This window comes from Paenibacillus sp. RU5M (assembly GCF_900221055.1).
GTDB lineage: Bacteria > Bacillota > Bacilli > Paenibacillales > Paenibacillaceae > Paenibacillus > Paenibacillus marchantiae.
This window is the reverse complement of the sequence record NZ_OBQM01000005.1, coordinates 32916-52511: the sequence shown is the minus strand read 5'-3', so window position 1 is coordinate 52511 and position 19596 is coordinate 32916. Positions and strand designations below refer to the sequence as shown.

Genomic DNA, 19596 nt, shown 5'->3' with positions numbered 1-19596 from the left:
TTAGCACTCTTATACACTATCGACAAGATATTGAGCAGCCAGATTTCCTTGATCTTTTCAGGGAATCTGGCTGTTTTTGCGTCTATGTTCATACCAGACCAAGGATACACACCTTCGGAAATGACCTAAAATGTTGCATAAATATGACTTGTCATCTGACTATGGATGTGTAAATATGAAAATAACTTACAGTAGATCGAAAACAGTTTCGAATGACTGCACCCTTCGCGAGCCAAAGGAGCGCTTTGGATGAGTAGAATTAAAAACGCTTTCACGACATTGCCGATTCATCACAAAACCATTCTTCTCATCGGATTACTGATGATGATCAGCTTCACGTTCTATGTATCTGTCCTGGGATATGTGTTCGGCATTTATGATCGACAAATCTATGAGAAATCCTCACAGGTGCTTAATATGTCTTCGGTGGGCATCGAGAACCAACTGCGTGAGATCTCCAATCTATCCTTCAAGGTCATGTCCGACGAGCCTCTTCAGCAATATCTTCTTCAGTTGGATAAGGCTGAATCGGGGTATGAGAAAAATGGCCTGCGCAAAAAAATTACCAACAGACTGGTGGCATATGAAGGTTCAGAGAAATACGTCTATTCCATGATCTTTATCGATAATGATAATAATATTATGGCAGCTGGAAACCGGGAGGGAATCTCGGAGAAGAAGCAAAGAGAATTGGTTGCTTTGGGACAGCAATATTCGGGCTCTAATGCTTGGTACACAGGCGGGGACCAACAAGCCAGATTACTGTCGGTTAGACAGGTAAAGTCTTTTACCGGTGGAGCATTTACGCTGGAGAAGCTGGGCACCCTGGTTATTCGTGTACGATTGGATCGGATTGTCCAAGACCAGATGCAACACCCGGCAGAGGATTCACAGCTATTAATTACAGATGGCCGGGAAGTAATCTATCCAACAGAGTCGACTGTCAGTAAATCTGAAATCGAGTCTGAACTGAAGCGCACTCAGCCCTATGGGATAGCGATGTTTGAGCAGGGAAGGAATTTTGTCGCTCGTGCGAATTCTCCATATACCGATTGGGTGTATCTGTATATGACGCCCTTTGACCAGATGTTTAAGCAGATCCAGTTTGTTAAACAGCTGGTGACTGTCATTTTTATCATGATATTCCTAGCGGCACTTATATTCGGAGCCAAGTTTTCCCGCAGTATTACACAGCCTATCGCCCAGTTGATCAAGAAAATGCGCAATATCGAAAAAGGCGATCTGGATAAGCTGGAGGAAGTAGCGCTGGGCAATGTCCCGGTATCTTCACAAAATGAGGTCGGATTGCTGCATCGCACGTTCAAGATGATGGTACAGCGTATACGTGAACTCATTGACGAGAATTATGCGAAGCAACTCGTGATCCGAGAGACTGAATTGAAAGCGCTTCAGGCACAGATTAATCCACATTTTCTATATAACACACTGGAATCGATCAACTGGCTTGCCAAAGTGCAGAAGCAGCATCAAATCTCCGAAATGGTTGAGGCCCTCGGATTTCTTCTGCGAAGCTCAGTGAACATGTCCGAGAAGTGGATTACTTTGGAAAGGGAACTGGACATCGTCCGCAGTTATGTGACGATCCAGCACACGCGATTCGAGGAAAGACTTGATTTTGACATGGACATTGCGCCCGAAGTGGGAACTGCACGCATTCCGAAGTTAACTCTGCAGCCATTGGTGGAGAACGCCATTCATTATGCATTGGAGCCAAGCATAGAACCTTGCCGTATTCGGATTAGGGCGAGAGCGGATGGAGACAACGTTGTAATTGAGGTGGAGGACGACGGTCCGGGTATGACTCCCGAATTTCTGGAGCAATTGCAAGAGGGACGCGTACAGACGAGGGGACAGGGGATCGGGCTGTCGAACATCAAAGAACGGATCAGATTGACCTTCGGCGAAGAAGGCGAAATGATCATGAGCAGCAATCCCGGATCAGGGACCGTAGTATCGATCAGAATACCTTGGGTTAGAGAGGACGATGACGATGTACAAAGTGATGCTCGTAGATGATGAACGTGTCATTCTGGAGGGGATTTCGCAAGTTGTGGATTGGGCTGCAGCGGGGACAGAACTCGTGGATACCGCGAGAAACGGGATTGAAGCGCTGGATAAAATCGGTCATTCCAGACCGGATATTATCATTACGGATATTTCGATGCCGGGCCTGGATGGTCTTGGACTCATTGAAAAAGCATCTGAGGCTTACCCTGGACTCCGCTTTATCATGTTGTCTGGCTACAAAGAGTTCGAATACGCTCGCCGGGCGATGCAATATGGAGTGAAGCATTATCTGCTCAAACCATGTAACGAGAACCAGATTCATGATGCCTTGTCTGAGTTGCTTCAGGAACACCAGGATGCCCAGGTAAAGGAACATGTGGCCGGAGAGATGAAACAGCGTCTGCAGCGGGTGCTGCCACATGTGAAGGAGCAGTTCCTGCTGGAGTTTATGACGAACCAAACCTATGGTCCGGTCGATTTGGAGTATTATCAGGAGCTGTTTGACTTGGAGCTGGAGGATAACGAAGTTCGGCTGCTGCTGTTCCGGATTGCAGATGAACATGATTATAGTCATCTATTTGCAATCAAAAACATTGCCAGTGATCTGCTGCCCCATGTTCTATTAAGCACTACCATTGAAGGCAAACTGTTAATTCTGTTGGGGGACTCTGCCGATTCGGTCGGTCTAAAGGAGAGGATCGAGGAAGTGCGGACTGCTTTCACCAGACTATATAAACTGGAAGTTACGGCTGCCCTCAGTGAAGCAGATCGAATGATCCAGTCCCGGCGTTTGTTCCGTGAGGCGCTGCAATGCCTGAACCATCGCTTTTTTATCGGCGAAGGCAAGCTGATTACCAAAAGTGATCTGGAGCTGGCCGGGGAATGTGATGGTGTACATGTTGAACAAGATGCAGAGCAGTTATGTCAGTTGATTAAGTCAGGCAATACGGAAGAAGCGGGCGCTGAAGTGGATCGCCTGTTCGAGCTTTTGTCTGGTCAGCAGCTTGAAATCGGGATTACTCGTTCGTATGTGGTGCAGTTGTACTCAGCAATGATTCATGTCTGTCCTCCTGAGGAGGCGACGGAATTTACTCAGCGTATGGCAGAGCTGCCCCATATCGACACATTATCTGGCTTAAAATCCTTTGTTGCCAGCAGCGCAGCCCGGTTAACCTCCGGTTATTACAAAAACCATATTAGCCGTCAGTCTTCTGCTGTGGAGAAGATGATGGATATTGTGGATCGCCATTATGGTGAGGCTGATCTCTCGCTTAACGGGGTTGCCCATCAGATGTTATATATGAATCCGGATTATCTCGGCAAAATTTTCAAAAAAGTGACGGGTGAAAACTTCTCCAACTATGTGAATCGTTTGCGCATTGAGCGTGCCTGCGACCATATTCGCAGAGGTGGAGATGTGAAGGTTTTTGAGCTTGCCGAATTGTTTGGCTTCGGGGCAACTCACAATATTTCAGTCAGGTGTTCAAAAAGTGGACCGGCATGACACCTACTGAATTCCGCAGAACTGGCTTATAACAATTGACTGACGATCATGGAATCGAAATATGAGGGGGACGAACAGCGCCGATAGAGGTGCAGTTGTCCTCCTCTGTTTTTTGAACCAACTAGACGGTTTTGTGTATTCAACTATGGTCCCACATTTGCGAAAATGACAATATAAAGTTCGTGAAAGCGTTATCAGAGATTGAAAGGTAACTCGTTCACACAACCATTTCAACATAAAAGGGGAGATTGGCATGGTGAAAAAGGCGATATTCCTGATGATGGCGGCATTGCTGGTATTAACAACGGCATGCAGCAGCAGCGGAGAATCGGGCGGAACATCTGGGGATGGTTCGGTAACACTTCGTATCGCATGGTGGGGATCAGATGCACGTCATGAATACACACAGAAGGTCATTGACCTGTACAAAACGAAAAACCCGAATGTCAAAATTGACGTGGAATACGCCTCATTTGATGACTACTGGAAAAAGCTCGCTCCACAAGCCGCAGCTAATCAACTACCGGACATTGTTCAGATGGATATTTCCTACATCAGCCAATATGCAAAGAACGGACAGCTCGAAGATCTGTCCCCGTATCTCGGAAACCAGATTAAAGTAGATGACGTATCCGAGAACGTAATCAGCACAGGCGTTATCAACGACAAACAATATGGAGTACCTGCTGGTGTTAACGTACTGGGTTTCCAATATGATCCGGCTTTGCTCAAAAAAGCGGGTGTGGATGCCATTCCCGAAAATATGACTTGGGAATCGTATGAAGAGCTTGGCAAGCAAACGGCTGCCAAAGGACTCTTTTTGGATGGGGGCGTAGCGCCGGATATCTTCTTCCACTATTTCCTGCGGACCAAAGGACTGTCCCTCTACAATGCTGAAGGAACGGGTCTTGGCTATGATGACGACAAACTATTCGTTGAGTTCTTCGGACTCATGCGGCGGATGATTGAGCAGGGAGCTGCACCTTCACCGGATCTGGTTAACCAGACGAAAGGTATTATTGAGGAATCCGATCTGGTTAAGGAAAAAGGAATTGGCGTATGGCAATGGTCCAACCAGTTTGTGGCCTTGCAGCAGGTAGCTAATCGTCCTTTGGAGATTGCACCAATGCCTGGACCGGATATGGAAAAAGGACTCTATATGCAGCCAAGTATGTACTGGGCTGTAACATCGAACTCGAAAGTGAAGGAAGAAGCAGCTAAATTCATCGATTTCTGGGTGAACGATGTGGAAGCTAACAAACTGATCAAAGGCGAGCGCGGTGTGCCGATTTCGGGCAAAATCAAAGAAGCTATCGCTCCTGAGTTGAGTGATGCAACGAAACAGGTATTTGACTTCGTAGCGTCCATGGAGCCTAAGGCTTCGCCAATGAGCTCACCACCACCGGTAGGTTCGCCGGAAGTCATTGCTTCTCTAGCGGATGTTGTGGAGGAACTGAACTTTGGTAAGGTTACACCGGAACAAGCAGCAGCGACATTCCGCAAAAATGCCGAAGCCGTTCTTGCCAACAATAAATAACAGTTGAATGATCGCTTGCTCATCCCATTACCGGGATGGACGGGAACAGGGCTACTCGCATACCGCGAGGGCCTTTCCCCGTCCAGTAGCTCGAAGCAAGGTTGCGGAAAGCAAGCAGATCAATAAAGGAGGTTCGTTCCGTTGAGGCAATATTCGTCGTTGCGTAGAAACCTAACCGGGTATGCTTTTATTAGTCCTTTTATCATCGGCTTTCTGTGCTTTACGCTTATTCCGATGTTTGTATCCCTATACATGTCGTTTACGAGTTATAACCTGTTCACTTCCCCACGGTGGATCGGGATGGACAACTATACCAAAATGTTCTTTGATGATCCGAAGTACTGGAATTCGGTTAAAGTAACGTTTCTGTACGTGTTCATTGGTGTACCTCTAAGGCTGGTCTTCGCACTTTTCGTAGCCATGATCTTGAATACGGGATCCCGTATGGTCGGAACGTATCGTACCTTGTACTACCTGCCATCCATAATCGGTGGTAGTGTGGCCGTATCGATTATGTGGCGTAACCTTTTCAGTAATGAAGGTGTCATCAACAGTGCATTAACGGCAATCGGAATTGGGCCAATTAGCTGGTTTGGTGATCCGAATGCGTCTCTGGTTATGCTGATCTCGTTATCTGTTTGGCAGTTTGGATCTTCCATGCTCATCTTCCTGGCTGGTCTGAAAAATATATCTCCCGAGATGTACGAAGCAGCAGGTGTGGATGGTGCCAACCCGGTACGTAAATTTTTTGGTATCACCTTACCGCTACTCAGTCCAATCATTCTGTTCAACCTGATTATGCAAACCATCGGTGCATTTATGACCTTCGTACCTGCATATATCATCTCTAAAGGCGAGGGCGGTCCAATGGACGGTACGATGCTTTACTCGCTGTATCTGTTCCGTCAGGCGTTTATGTTTAACAACATGGGTTATGCTTCGGCCATGGCCTGGATCATGCTTATTATGATCGGTATACTCACAGTCGCGGTGTTCCTGACATCCAAGTTCTGGGTGTTTTATGAATCCGAAGGAGGGAAGTAACGATGGTTTGGAGAAATGTGAAATGGCCCATCTATCACCTGTTCGTTGCAGCTTTGGCCCTCCTGATGCTCTATCCCGTTCTATGGATGCTTTTCAGCTCATTCAAGGAAAGTCGTACCATCTTCGTAACTGCCGAGTCCTTGTTCCCTACGGAATGGATCTGGAGTAACTATGCGGATGGCTGGAAAGGCGCAGGCGGAAGACCGTTTATGGATTACATCACCAACTCGCTCGTTATTGTGGTCATCTCTACGGTTGGTGCCGTGTTGTCCTCATCGCTGATTGCCTTTGGTTTTGCCAGACTTAACTTCAAAGGACGTAACTTTTGGTTCTCCCTGATGATGTTAACTCTGATGTTGCCGCATGATGTTGTACTTGTACCCCAATATATTATCTTCACGAAGCTTGGCTGGTTGAATACCATTCTGCCGATCGTTGTACCTACGTTCTTCGGGATGCCGTTCTTTATCTTCCTGATGGTTCAGTTCATTCGTACGATTCCAAAAGAGCTGGATGAGGCAGCTACCATTGATGGATGTAATAAATTCAGACTGTATGTACAGATTATTATGCCGCTCATCAAGTCATCACTCGCAACGGCTGCGATCTTCTCCTTCTACTGGAGATGGGAGGATCTGCTCGGTCCAGTACTGTATCTGAACTCGCCGGATAAATATACGGTCTCCATGGCGCTGAAAATGTTCCTGGACAGTGAGTCTGCCTCCAACTGGGGAGCGATGTTCGCGATGTCCATTGTGAGTCTCGTACCGGTTGTAGCCGTGTTCTTTATTTTCCAGAAACAAATTGTACAGGGCATGAGCACCAGCGGACTGAAAGGATAAACGATATTCACTGGATCCAAACCTGGATTAGCATATTGAACAAGGGGGTTGTTCCTATTGAATAAGGCCCAGGGTAGTCAGGCTGTTGCCACGGAGGTAACAGCAGAGGGCGGTGAAGAGGCCGTTACCCACTGGAAGTTCAATTTTGGACCGGACTCTGGCAGTGCAGGTGAGGTTGAGGGTTATTTGAAAGTGTCTGCCAGCACTGCATATGAAGAACAGGGAGAATACGGTTTTGAATCCGGCTCCCTTGTGTATGAGAAACAACGGATAAGTGAAGACGAAGTATCGAATTCCAGTAGGGCAAACAACGGCAAACAAGGGCAGGCCAATGTGTCTGCCCGATTGCGTTCAAGCTTTTGTATTCCGCTCAAGGCATCTTTCATCGTTGATGTACCTGATGGAACCTATCAGGTCTTGTTAATTGCAGGGGATGAATTGGCGGAGACGATCACCAGAATCAAAGCCGGAGAGGGCAGATTGATGCTGCCAACCATTCGTACAGTTCCTGGGCAATGTGCAGAGGTTCGATTCTCGGTTGTGGTTCGTGGCGGAAAGCTCCGACTATCCTTCTCCGGTCCTGCGCCGCGGATGAATGCATTGGAGATCACGCTTGCCAATCAGACGATGACTGTATTTATCGCTGGTGATTCTACCGTGACGGATCAGCCGGAAAGTGGATATCCATACTGTGGCTGGGGCCAGCTGTTGCCTGCACAGTTCAAACATGATGTTGCTGTGGATAACCATGCCCAGTCTGGACGCAGCTCCCGCAGTTTCATCAATGAAGGCAGATTGGATGCCATTCTGGAGAAAATTAAGCCGGAAGACTTTCTGTTTATTCAATTTGGACATAACGATGAGAAGCCGGGCCCTGACCGGGGAACGGAGCCTTTCACAACATATAAGGAATATCTGAAAAAGTATATCGATGCCGCCCGCGAAGCTAAGGCGCGTCCGGTGCTCGTGACACCGGTGCATCGGCGTTACTTCGCTGATGACGGCACATTGACCGACACCCATGGCGATTATATCGTCGCCGTGCGTGAGCTGGCGGAAGAGGAAGGGGTGCCGCTGATCGACCTGGCAGAGCGAAGCCGCATCCTGTTCGAGCAAGCGGGTGTTGAAGGCAGCAAGGAGGATTTCATGTGGGTGCTGCCGGGTGAGTACGTGAACTTCCCAGCAGGCGTGGAGGATAACACGCATTTTCAGGAGCGCGGTGCCCGTCGCCTAGCCATGCAGGTGGCGGAAGCCATCCGCGAGCTGCGACTGCAGCCGCTGCAAATGTATTTGAGGTAAGCAGCGGAGGAGGGCGGAATCGGAGCAGAGGGAGCGAAGCGTCCACCTTTGGAGCGGGATTTCCCCTGCTGAGGGGGAATAAAAGAAATCCCGAGCCAACAGCGGCCCACAGCCCGATCTGCCCACCGAAGCGCCTGCCCCGCAAGCAGCCTTTTTATTAAGCGAGTTAACGAAGTAACGAGCAAGGTTGCTCTTAAGTTGCCCAGCGAACATAGCGAAGGCAATAAGCCTTTAAAAAGCCATGGCGAGCGTTGCAGCGAAGGAGGGCGGAATCGGAGCAGAGGGAGCGAAGCGTCCGCCTTTGGAGCGGGATTTCCCCTGCTGAGGGGGGAATAAAAGAAATCCCGAGCCAACAGCGGCCCACAGCCCGATCCGCCCACCGAAGCGCCTGCACCACGAGCCCCCCGTGCGTTTAACTAAATATTACATTAGCAAAGGAGGAATTATTTAATGGCACAGGATCAGACGAACACTTCAGCACATAAAACATCTTCCACTTCGACAGGTCACACCTACTGGGTGATCCCCGATGGTTACATTCCACCGGACAGCTCGGGCTCACTGGAGAGTCACGAGAGCATTTGTGTGCTAAATACAGGCACAGTGGATGCACAGCTGCAAATAACGATCTATTTTGAAACTAGGGAACCGCTCGAAGACATCGTGGCTGAGGTGCCTGCGCGGAGAACAAAGCATATTCGGACAGCGTCGTTGAGTTCGGGTGAACAACTCATCCCTCCTGGAGTACCCTATGCAATTACCGTCTCCAGCGATGTTCCTGTTATCATACAGTACAGTCGTCTGGATACCACTCAGCCTGAATTGGCACTCATGAGTGTTATGGCGTTTCCATTGGGATAAGACGTTATGTTAATTATGAAATGAAAAGACGACCCGTAACCTTGCATGGACTGCAGGCTGCTGATCGTCTTTTTGCGTTACTCATCGTATTTATACGTACTGGCATTGAGGATTTTCACATGAACCTCGACCTTACCGAGTTTAAACCCCTCAAGTGGGTTGGCCCGTTTATATACCGCCTGTCTCCATAGGGGGAGATCATGCCGATATAGATGTTCCACAAAACCGTAGGAATCAATCTTGCGTGCTTTGGTTTTCTCAAACGTATTGCGAATTTCGGACTCAATCTGTTTCTCCGCTTCCTTTTCCATAACATGGGGAGAGCGATGAGAGTTATGATCCTCGATGATGGCGCTTTTAACCGACGTAACCAGGTCGAATGTTACACCGTTTCCTTCTTTCCTCGCCTTAATCGTGGTCTTTGGGTGATTAAGCCTAAGCGTCAGCTCCGGCGTTTTGCTCCCGTTGCTGTATACATACAGCGGATATTGAAAGACGCGGTCATAATTCACGTATCGTGTGCCATCAGCATCTTTGCCCGTTAACCTGCCTTGACTTTTACCATTTGAAATGACGTAAAACCCATCCATCCTAATAAGCGGGGGGGCTTTTTCTCTGTTAAACCAGGTCTCGTTCTGATTGGTAATGGAAGGCAAAAGAATAACTGAAGCAGGCTCCCGAAATCCGTCAAGGAGCTGATGAAGCCGGATGGGTTCATAACCGGAATGTTGCTTATACAGCTTCATCGGTTCAAACAGCTCTATGGTCTGGGCGGATTGGTTCAGCAGTGCAGAGGGAGCGAGTACATCTGTAATGTTACGCTCTGTACCGTAGAGCCATGGGGTATATCTCAGTTGGCCTGAATGCAACAGTGTATTAAAGACATCTTCCAGCCGTCCATTCAACACATTTTTGGATAAGACAATCGCTTTTACATGGGTCCATAACGTCTGTTGCTGAGAAGTTTGATATAGATCATCAATAGCCATACTCAGCGTAGAACCCTCACCCCGTCCGATCCAGATATCACTTGCTTGCCTTGAAGTGGGCCCTTCCTGCTTGGCAATACTGGAGAAATCAATGAGTTGGGCGTAAGCAACATATTGGTTGTCTACATAATCTATTCCTACAGCCGTGATAAAGTTAATACTCTGAACCTCTTTGGAATCCCAGCACCCGGTCAGCAGGATAAAGCAGCTTATTAACAAGCTAACTTTAGCCATCCATCTTGTCACGAGCCTTTCCTCCGGCGAGTGGAATCCTGTGTATGGAGTACAGCTGGGCGCTTGGTCCGTTTCATAGAAGGGGGCATGGATACGGCTTGGGTGAAGTCGCCGGGAATATAAGGAGAGACAGGTGACAGGTATGAGACGCCATAACACTCCAAGGATACGAGGTGCACCAGCAGACCAAGTAGTCCAATCATGAAACCGAATAATCCAAGAATGGAAGAAATGACTAGCATCCCAATCCGGACTTGAGCAGTAGCCCCACTAAGCACGGTATTCACCAAGATATAGCTGGAGATTACTGAAATAGCCACCGTGACAATGATCGTGGGGGAAGTAATTCCTGCTCGAATAGCTGCATCTCCGATAATAAGCCCACCTACGACGCTGACGGTTTGTCCCAAGGCTCGTGGGAGTCGGCGGCCGGCTTCATTAAATAGCTCAAACATAAATATCATTAAAAATGCTTCCAGCGTTACTGGCATAGGTAGACCCATCCGTGTACCCGAAATGGTTGCAAGCAGAGGCAAGGGGATCTGCTCCACATTAAAACTAGTCAGGCCGATATAGAAGGCAGGAAAGAAGCAGGCAATCAGTAATCCGGAAATGCGCAAAATTCGCTCAAAAGTAACAATGAAAAAAGGGGTACTCTCGTCTTCCGGCGATTTTAACTGATTAAACAGAGTGGTTGGAGCGATAATGGCTACTGGTGAACCTTCAATGAGAACCGCAAATCGCCCATTTAAAAGGGAGTCCACGACATAATCGGGTCGCTCCGTATTATCCGTGAGTGGGAAGATGCTGCGAATTCCCCCCATAATGGCACGTTCCATAATAGAGGTACCGAGAATGCCATCGATTTCAATTTGGTCGAGATTTTGGCGTGCTTCTTTCAGAATATCCGGGTTAATAATGTCTTTGACATACAACAGACCAATAGAGGTCTGGGTACGACCACCTTTAACATATTTCTCATAACACATGGAAGAGGTTTTCATTCGTTTGCGAATGAGGCCAATATTCACGGATAACTCCTCAGTGAACCCATCCCGAGGCCCTTTAATCGATGACTCGATTGCCGACTCCTCAGGGGTTCTTCCAGGTATACTCGCGATATCTAGACTGCAGGATTGATCACCATTTCCGAAAATGAGCAGTAATTGTCCGCTGAAAATCAGCAGATTTAAATTCTCTGTATCTGTGAGATCATCCACCGGATTCAATGTTAACCCCAATTCTTTGGGATGTGCTTCTTCTTCATGTAGAGAATGCTGTTCCAGCCGTGGGATAATAAACTGATTGATTTGTTTACCATCGACCAAACCGTCGCAATAGAGCATAATCACCGACATACCGGTTTCATCTTTGGCAGGAAAGCTTTGAATAACAACATCTGCGCAGGGACTGAACTGCTCTTCGAAAGAGGCAAGCAGCGTTTCATGGGACGTGGTGTCAATCGTTTGGTGCTCCATGATGTTTCCTCCTCTGATGGCGTGAACTGATGTATGCAACTGCTGTTGCAACCACCGCTAGTCCGCTCAGATACACGAGATTGAACGGGAATATGTATTGGACAAGCAGTTTTTCGAATGTCATATCATCCAGAGGATACAGCATGGTAAGAATAAAAAAGACGCCAAGAGTGGCACAACATATAATCCTTCTGGAGGCGCTCTTAATATTCCAAATTTCTACTACAATATACATGGCCAGACTAATCCGGGTAAAAGAACCGGCGAGCCACTGATAAATGGAAAAGAAATCAGTCTGGGCAATATATTTGCCCAATGACGCAATTCGCCATTCTTCAAAGGCGGGATATCGCATTTTGGCAGCTTCAAAAGGGTCAAATTCCACGATCGCCCCAATGAGTGGGCCAAGTGTCAGCCCAACGATAATTAACGCGAGCATCAGGTACTGCCATACACGTATCCGTTTGGAGAGGTGGGGCTGCAGATACCAGATGAACAGCAACTCAAACATGCCTGCAAGACTGTAGACTGTGCCATGAAGCACGGGATGCCAGCCATGTTCAAGCAAAGGCAGCAGACGACTGTAATCCTTGTACTGTGTATTGACGATAGCTACATAGAAGCCAAGCAGCACAACCAGGGGCAGGATCAATCCTGCTGTAAATGACAGAGAGCGTATTCCTTTATAGGCCGCATAGGCACAGAGAGACATCAGAGCAATGCTTGTAACCAATATTGGCGTCTCCGTCAGGTAATTGGTTTTGGCCCAAGTGGTGGTATCATGCAGAGTGAAGTAGATCACGGACAGAAAAAAGAGGCTGTTTCCCACCCGAAACAGCATGCCAAGAGGCTTGCCAAGATGGGAAGTCAGCCATTCATGCAGGGTTTGGTGCTGGAGAAAACGAGAGACATAGGCAAGCATTAGAGTGAATAAAAGATAAGGCCCTGCAGACAACAGAACGGATATCCATGCATCTCTTTTGGCCGAAGACAAAAGGGCAGGGATGATCAGGACGTGACTGATCAGGCCGACAGATAACATCATTAACATCATGGCTTGCAAAAAAGAAGGCTGTGTTGGTTTCATGCTGAGGGGACCTCTTTTCCCAATATACTGTTCTCAGCAGTGTTAACGTGATCAAGCCTTCTCATACCGTTAGTCGAAATAACGTATCCCCATTGCTTCACGAACCTCAAGCATCGTCTCACGTGCAGCCTGACGGGCCTGGCGTGTGCCTTCCACGAGGATTTCTTTTACTTCATGTCCACGTTGTTCATAGTAATTTCGCCGTTCACGGAAAGGGGAGAGCAGTTCGTTAATTGCAGTGCCTGCAATCATCTTGCAATCCTTACAACCAATGGTGCCGTCACTACAGCTCGCATGAATCTCAGCGGCCTGATCCTTTCGAAACAGCTGGTGATAGGCGAATACCGGACAAATATCCGGATGTCCCGGGTCAGAACGATGAATGCGGGCAGGATCGGTTTTTGCCCTGGCCAGCTTGGCATACACATCATCAGGATGAGCATTCAACGAGATGGCATTGCCCATGCTTTTGCTCATTTTGCCCACGCCATCCAGTCCGCCCAGCCGTTCTCCGGTCAGAATACGTGGTTCAGGCAGAACTGGCGAATATAATTCATTGAACCGCCGGACCAGTTTCCGCGCTGTTTCGATATGTGGGATCTGGTCTTCCCCCGCCGGAACAAGGGTTGCTTTGCAGAACGCAATATCCGCAGCCTGACTGACAGGATAACCGAGAAATCCGTAATAGAGATCCTTATAGCCACGGTCACGCGCTTCGTTTTTAATCGTGGGATTATGCCGAAGACTGTTCACCGTGATAAACATGGAGAATATGACAGTCAGCTCGGCAATTTCCGGAATCATCGACTGGATGAACAGAGTGGCTTTATTGGGATCGATACCTACGGCAAGATAATCGAGTGTCACTTGATGCACGCTGTCTGCAATCAGCCCCGGTTGATCATAGTGGGTCGTAAGCGCCTGTACATCAGCCAGTAAAATATACGTTTTGTACTCATCCTGTAATTGCACCCGACTGCGCAGGCTGCCCACGTAATGGCCGAGATGAAGCTGTCCGGTTGTCCGGTCCCCGGTTAAAATAATGTCTTTGTTCTTGTTCATGTTCATGGTTCATTCTCCTTTGATGTTGTGATTTTTCGATCCTTAATTGCTGACGCCACCAGCCGTCTTCCACGACCATCACCTCCTTTCAGCCTGCAACAGTTTTGGGTACATACATAAATCAAAAAAGCCTCGTCCTTCATCCTGTTTCCCAGACGGGAACAGAATAGAAGGACGAGGCTTATGCTTCGCGGTGCCACCTTAATTGGCCGCTGTTGCGGCCCACTTGAGGGATACGGATAAATATATGCAGGAAGCCCACATATTCCTTGTCGATATCCTGTCCATGGATAACGGCTGAACATGCCGCCTTGCCTACTGACGATCCGCGCTCCTGAGTACAGGTGGCAGAAAGGGTTCAACTCGGAACTCCGAAGCCCATTTCCACATGACCGATACACCTGCTCACACCATCCGCCGGCTCTCTGAGGTATCCTGTCCTGTGTACTTCTCTTCATCATTGTTGATAACATCCGTTTATAATTTTTCACATTGTATCATGCTTTATCTGGATTGACCAGCTTGCGTTTTCTTCCGCTCATATTGGTGCCAAGCACACCTGCAATGATCAGCAAGGCTCCAACAAAGTGGTATCCATGGACTGGTTCATGCAATATCCAGGCTCCGCCAGCAATCGAGATGAGTGTGGACAAATTACTAAATACACTCATTTTGGAAGCTTCCAGATGAGTCAGGGCATAACTCGCCAGCAGCGTGGAGAACATGGTGGAGAGGACAGCCAGATAGGCCAGTGCTCCTAGGTAAGATGCATCTCCGAGTGGCTTCACATAATCCATCATGGTTCCGCTCGACGCATGACGAATCAGAGAAGCTGCGTTGAAGACGATAAATCCAACCATCAGGGTCACCCAGGTCAATTCCATCGGTTTATATTTCTGCGCTAAGGGTCTTGCCAATACACCATAACCTGCAAAACACACCGTGGAGAGCAGCAGTAAAGCAATACCTTTAAAGTTGCCTGCCGACATCCCGCTCCCTTTCATCAAGAAAATAAAGATTACACCCGCCACGGACAACAGCAGGAACAGTTTTTGCAAAAGGGATGTACGTTCTTTTAGAAAGATAGAGGCCAACACAAGTGTGAATACGGGGGCCATCGCCTGGATAATCCCTGCTTCCGATGAGTTGGACGAGACTAGCCCGAATGCCTGAAAGGCAAAGAACAATACAGGAGAGAGCAGCCCTAGCGGAATGATACGCCATAGATCACGAAGGGTTAGCTTGATCTTGATCCATCCGAAAATGACAGGGATGCTGACTACGAGTAATGACAAAGCAAAACGATGTGCAAGTACATCAATTGGATGTGCGACACTCACCGTCATTTTGACAAATAAAAAGGATAAACCAATAATGGCTGCATATAAAATAGCTGCTACATATGCGTATGTTCTAGTTTGAGTATTGTTCATGGGTTTCCTCCAATAATACGGTTTTTCTTTACTACTACAGCGGCGCATATGTTGCTGCGTACGCTGTCTGACCTTATTCAATATACTGCCAGACCAATAGTGGTACAATAGACAAAAACGTTTATTGTACCGGTACACTTAAGGTAATGCTGAAGTCGGAGGAGTGGCAGAATCCAATGAGAAAATACGAAATCATCGCCGAATCACTTAAGCAATGGATTCAGGACCAATTGCGGCAGCAGAACAGTGGACAATGGCAGGAGAAAGGAATCAAACTGCCGGCTGTGCGTGTTCTGGCTGAGCAGTATCAATGTAGTGTGAGTACAGCCATACGTGCGTATGAGTCGCTGGAAGAGCGGCATCTGGTCTATGCGGTGCCTCAGTCCGGGTATTATGCGGTACAGAATGGAGCCGAAGTGGAGGATGGAGAGTGGCAGGGACCGCTGGATTTTGCCTCCGCAGCTCCTGATCCGCGTGTATTCCCTTATTCCGATTTTCGCCATTGTGTGGATCAGGCAATGGAGAAGAAACAGGCGGATTTGTTTTTGTATGGAACCGAGAGAGGCTTGCCTTCCTTGATTGAATTGTTGCAGAAGCAATTCGCCGATTATCAGGTGTTTGCCCGGAAGGAGCAGTTCTTTATTACTTCAGGGGTGCAGCAAGCTCTAGCTGTGCTGGCGTTAATGCCTTTTCCAAATGGGAAAAAACAGGTGATGCTGGAACTGCCGGGTTATCATAATATGCCTTCTCTTTTACAAGGACTGAATGTACAAATTGCAGGTGTCACACGCTCTATGAAGGGCCTGGATTGGGACGCGCTCGAACGACAGTTCTGCGAAGGAGACATCAAATTTTTTTATGTTATGCCGCGTTTTCACAACCCGATTGGGACTTCCCTTACGGCAGCTGAGAAGAAAAAATTGATCCGCCTGGCGCGGCGTTACGATGTCTATCTGGTAGAGGATGATTTCTTGGCTGATTTGGAAGAGAACACGAAGCAGGACCCATTATGGTCCTATGATACAGAAGGGCGAGTCATTTATTTGAAAAGTTACTCCAAAATCCTGTTTCCCGGCCTGCGGATTGGCGTGGCTATTATGCCTGCAAGTCTTACTGCATCGTTTAGTAAATACAAAAAAATGCTCGATATTGACACCGCCGTACTATCCCAGGCAGCACTTGAGGTCTACATCCGTAACGGGATGTTTGCCCACCATGGCAAAGTCATACGCAGTCGTTATGCTGCCCGGATGAACAAGCTGTATCAACAGCTTAATGCTTACCCGGACTTTGCTCCGTTTGTGAATGCACCACGCACAGGAGGGGAGCATACGGTTCTGCCACTGCCTAAGGATATGCCGCTCAAGGTCTTGCTGTCCCGGTTGGAGCAACGGGGAGTGATTGCCGATACAACAGAACGATATTTTCCGGAGGGTGCACAGGAGGTACATCAGGATAAAATGCTGCGGTTAAACATATCCAATGTACCTAAGCAACGGATCAAGGAAGGGCTGAGGATTATCCGTGAGGAGATAATGAAACTGCAAAAGGCGTCCACACAAGCGGAATAATCGCTTGTGGGACGCCTTTATTTCATGTGATTAATTTAATTTCAGTGACATGCTGTGCTGCGACGTGTGAATTGTTAGATAACGGTTTACGCCTGAGCCATAGCTTTGAAGGAAGCTTCTGCGGCTTCCAATGTTTCTTGAATATCCTTGTCCGTATGTGCAGTGGTCAGGAACCAGGCTTCATATTTGGAAGGAGCCAGATTAATGCCACGATTCAGCATATGACGGAAGAAGGAAGCGAACAGTTCCCCATCGGTATTCTGGGCTTGATCATAGTTCGTAATCGGATGGTCACAGAAGTGGGTGGAAAAGGCACCACGAATTCGGTTAATGGTTAATGCAATGCCATGACGATCCGCAGAAGCCTTAAGTCCTGTTGTCAGATCAATTGCAAGACGTTCCATCTCGGCATATACACCTTCGCCTTGCAGAACCTCCAGACAAGCGATACCCGCAGAGATAGACGCAGGGTTACCAGCCATCGTTCCGGCTTGATAGGCCGGGCCGAGTGGAGCAACCTGCTCCATAACCTGTTTACGACCGCCGTAAGCACCGATGGGCAGACCGCCGCCGATGATTTTGCCAAGTGCAGTCAGATCCGGTTCGATCTCCGCATGATTGTCCAGTCCCGCGTACGTCTGTGTGGAGCCATAGTGGAAACGGAAGGCTGTAATGACCTCGTCGTAAATAACGAGTGAGCCGTTATCCCGAGTCATGGCACAGAGTCCTTCCAAGAAGCCAGGTTCCGGCATAACCATACCGAAGTTGCCGACAATCGGTTCAACCATGACTGCAGCGACATCATCGCCCCAACGCTCCAGAGCTGCTTTCAGGCTGTCCAGATCGTTGAAAGGTACCGTGATGACTTCATGCGCAATGCTCGTTGGAATACCTGCACTATCTGGAATACCCAGCGTGGAAGGCCCCGAACCTGCTGCCACAAGGACCAGATCGGAGTGACCGTGATAACATCCGGCGAATTTCACGATTTTATTACGTTTGGTGTAGGCGCGGGCAACCCGGATGGTGGTCATGACCGCTTCTGTACCGGAGTTTACAAAACGAACCTTGTCCATTGAAGGAATGGCTTCCTTCAGCATTTTGGCGAGCTTGATCTCAAGTTCCGTAGGCGTACCGTACAGTACACCATTGGCTGCTGCCTCGGTAATCGCTTGGGTAATATGAGGGTGAGCATGTCCTGTAACAATTGGGCCGTAGGCTGCGAGATAATCGATATAACGGTTGTCGTCGACATCCCAGAAATGCGCACCTTGCGCCTTTTTCATAAATACAGGTGCACCGCCACCCACCGCTTTGAATGAGCGGGAGGGACTGTTCACACCTCCTACAATATGTTGAAGTGCTTCTTCGTATAAAAGCTCGGAACGGGAACGTGATGGATTCATAAGATAACTTCCTTTCGTATTAGATAAACCAAACACAGCGAGAGGGCAGCATGTGGGCTGCCCTCTGCGTGTTGCACTTCATTACTGTGCGGGTTGCTTGGAGTTTTGTTCGTCACCACTTGCCGTTTTGTCTTCGGCTCCAGTAGTACTGCCTTCCTCTTGAGCAGGAGGATGAATGATATCTTGAATATATTGCTTAAGTTTTTCTTCACTGGTTACCGTCAGCACCTCAGCTCCGCCCGGTGTACGCTCTTCCTTGAGCATTTTCATTGGCGGGATTTGCTCGCTGCCGTTCATGCTGCTCTGATATCCGAGTCCGCCCAGCTTCCACATGTCGGAGAGGGTCAGATTCGTATCTACATAAGGATTAACTTCTTCCAGAATGGAAGGCAGTTTGGCAATGGTTGTCGTTGACTGCATTTTCGCTGCTACAGCTTTCAGGAATTCACGCTGCCGCTCGGAGCGGGCATAATCCGACATGGCATCATGACGGAAGCGAACGTACATGAGAGCCGTATCGCCATCCAAATGCTGGTAGCCTTTTTTCAGATCAATATCGTATTCATTATTGTCCGCTTTACTTGTATAGTGCATGTCCTTCTCTACGTCAAAATCCACACCGCCAACGGCATCCACCAATTTGATGAATCCTTGGAAATCGGTATACACATAATACTGAACAGGGATACCCAGCAGGTCTCCAGCAGCTTTCATTGCTACGTTGGGACCATGGGTAATAGCAGTATTGATTCGTTCCTTGCCATATCCGTCAATGTTGACGTATGTGTCACGCAGAATGGAGAATAGATTAATTTTTTTGGTGAGTGGGTCAAGCGAAACGACCATCATGCTGTCAGAACGAGGAACTTCCCCCTTCTCCAGCCCGCGGGCATCAACACCCATAACGAGAATATTAACCGTTTCGGTGCCTTCCCATTTCGGAGGATCCGGTGTACTTACTTTTTCAACATTTTCGATACCGGCAAACGGCGATTCATCGCCTTCCTTTTGCAAGCCATTCAACTGATTGAGAATAGAACCGAAATAAAATGCCGCAGCGCCTCCAACAATAAGCACGAAGGCGGCAAGAGAAATCCAAATGGTTCTCTTCGTCTTTCTGGTCATGCTAGCTCTCCTTTGTATTCAAAATAAATGAAGATGAGTCCAAATTGATTTAGCCCGGGCTTTCCGTACACGACATATCTGTGAGATACAACAGAG

The 19596-nt window shown here is 48.1% G+C and carries 14 protein-coding genes, 1 pseudogene and 1 other annotated feature; of the genes and pseudogenes, 8 read left to right on the top strand and 7 right to left on the bottom strand.

Translation table 11 applies throughout. The annotated features are described in order from the left end of the window. Positions 1-249 precede the first annotated feature (249 nt). From CRO25_RS16325 to CRO25_RS16295, 7 genes and pseudogenes are all read left to right on the top strand, one after another. The gene (locus CRO25_RS16325; RefSeq protein WP_079695727.1) at positions 250-2037 is read left to right on the top strand and encodes a sensor histidine kinase; all 1788 of its coding nucleotides are present in this window, start codon (positions 250-252) and stop codon (positions 2035-2037) included. Continuing rightward, positions 2012-3564, top strand: a pseudogene (locus tag CRO25_RS16320) (response regulator). The gene CRO25_RS16325 and the pseudogene CRO25_RS16320 overlap by 26 nt, the downstream one beginning before the upstream one ends. A gap of 221 nt (positions 3565-3785) precedes the next feature. Beyond that, positions 3786-5069 carry an ABC transporter substrate-binding protein gene (locus CRO25_RS16315; protein ID WP_063568057.1) on the top strand — a complete coding sequence of 428 codons (1284 nt, stop codon included), beginning with the start codon at positions 3786-3788 and terminating at the stop codon, positions 5067-5069. 141 nt (positions 5070-5210) lie between these two features. Continuing rightward, complete coding sequence (locus CRO25_RS16310) at positions 5211-6113, top strand: carbohydrate ABC transporter permease (RefSeq protein WP_079695725.1); 903 nt, start codon at positions 5211-5213, stop codon at positions 6111-6113. 2 nt (positions 6114-6115) lie between these two features. Continuing rightward, positions 6116-6955 (top strand): carbohydrate ABC transporter permease, encoded by an 840-nt coding sequence (locus tag CRO25_RS16305; RefSeq protein ID WP_079695724.1) that lies wholly within the window; start codon positions 6116-6118, stop codon positions 6953-6955. 186 nt (positions 6956-7141) lie between these two features. Then, the gene (locus CRO25_RS16300) at positions 7142-8254 is read left to right on the top strand and encodes a rhamnogalacturonan acetylesterase (protein ID WP_097115792.1); all 1113 of its coding nucleotides are present in this window, start codon (positions 7142-7144) and stop codon (positions 8252-8254) included. Positions 8255-8704: 450 nt separating this feature from the next. After that, on the top strand, positions 8705-9115 hold the full coding sequence (locus tag CRO25_RS16295) for a sensory rhodopsin transducer (RefSeq protein ID WP_079695722.1): 411 nt from the start codon (positions 8705-8707) through the stop codon (positions 9113-9115). 77 nt (positions 9116-9192) lie between these two features. Here CRO25_RS16295 and CRO25_RS16290 read toward each other — a convergent pair whose 3' ends face one another. The 5 genes from CRO25_RS16290 to CRO25_RS16270 form a co-directional block, all read right to left on the bottom strand. Further along, positions 9193-10350 (bottom strand): Ger(x)C family spore germination protein, encoded by a 1158-nt coding sequence (locus tag CRO25_RS16290; RefSeq protein ID WP_079695721.1) that lies wholly within the window; start codon positions 10348-10350, stop codon positions 9193-9195. Next, positions 10347-11816, bottom strand: a complete 1470-nt coding sequence (locus CRO25_RS16285) for a spore germination protein (protein ID WP_079695720.1) — start codon at positions 11814-11816, stop codon at positions 10347-10349. Before CRO25_RS16285 ends, CRO25_RS16290 begins: the two co-directional genes overlap by 4 nt. Then, positions 11797-12903 carry an endospore germination permease gene (locus tag CRO25_RS16280; RefSeq protein ID WP_079695719.1) on the bottom strand — a complete coding sequence of 369 codons (1107 nt, stop codon included), beginning with the start codon at positions 12901-12903 and terminating at the stop codon, positions 11797-11799. The genes CRO25_RS16285 and CRO25_RS16280 overlap by 20 nt, the downstream gene beginning before the upstream one ends. 69 nt (positions 12904-12972) lie before the next feature. Next, positions 12973-13971 (bottom strand): tryptophan--tRNA ligase, encoded by a 999-nt coding sequence (trpS, locus tag CRO25_RS16275; protein WP_256863666.1) that lies wholly within the window; start codon positions 13969-13971, stop codon positions 12973-12975. Between the two features lie 161 nt (positions 13972-14132). After that, positions 14133-14435 (bottom strand) — a binding site (T-box leader). Between the two features lie 27 nt (positions 14436-14462). Continuing rightward, on the bottom strand, positions 14463-15398 hold the full coding sequence (locus tag CRO25_RS16270) for a DMT family transporter (RefSeq protein WP_079695718.1): 936 nt from the start codon (positions 15396-15398) through the stop codon (positions 14463-14465). 176 nt (positions 15399-15574) lie between these two features. On the opposite strand from CRO25_RS16270, the gene CRO25_RS16265 reads away from it, so the two are divergent. Beyond that, positions 15575-16969 (top strand): PLP-dependent aminotransferase family protein, encoded by a 1395-nt coding sequence (locus CRO25_RS16265; RefSeq protein WP_079695717.1) that lies wholly within the window; start codon positions 15575-15577, stop codon positions 16967-16969. A gap of 86 nt (positions 16970-17055) precedes the next feature. On the opposite strand, the gene CRO25_RS16260 is transcribed toward CRO25_RS16265, so the two are convergent. Both CRO25_RS16260 and CRO25_RS16255 read right to left on the bottom strand, forming a co-directional pair. Continuing rightward, positions 17056-18375 (bottom strand): glutamate-1-semialdehyde 2,1-aminomutase, encoded by a 1320-nt coding sequence (locus tag CRO25_RS16260; RefSeq protein WP_079695716.1) that lies wholly within the window; start codon positions 18373-18375, stop codon positions 17056-17058. Between the two features lie 81 nt (positions 18376-18456). Then, positions 18457-19500: an LCP family protein gene (locus CRO25_RS16255; RefSeq protein WP_072734829.1), complete on the bottom strand. Its 1044-nt coding sequence runs from the start codon at positions 19498-19500 to the stop codon at positions 18457-18459. Positions 19501-19596: the final 96 nt, after the last annotated feature.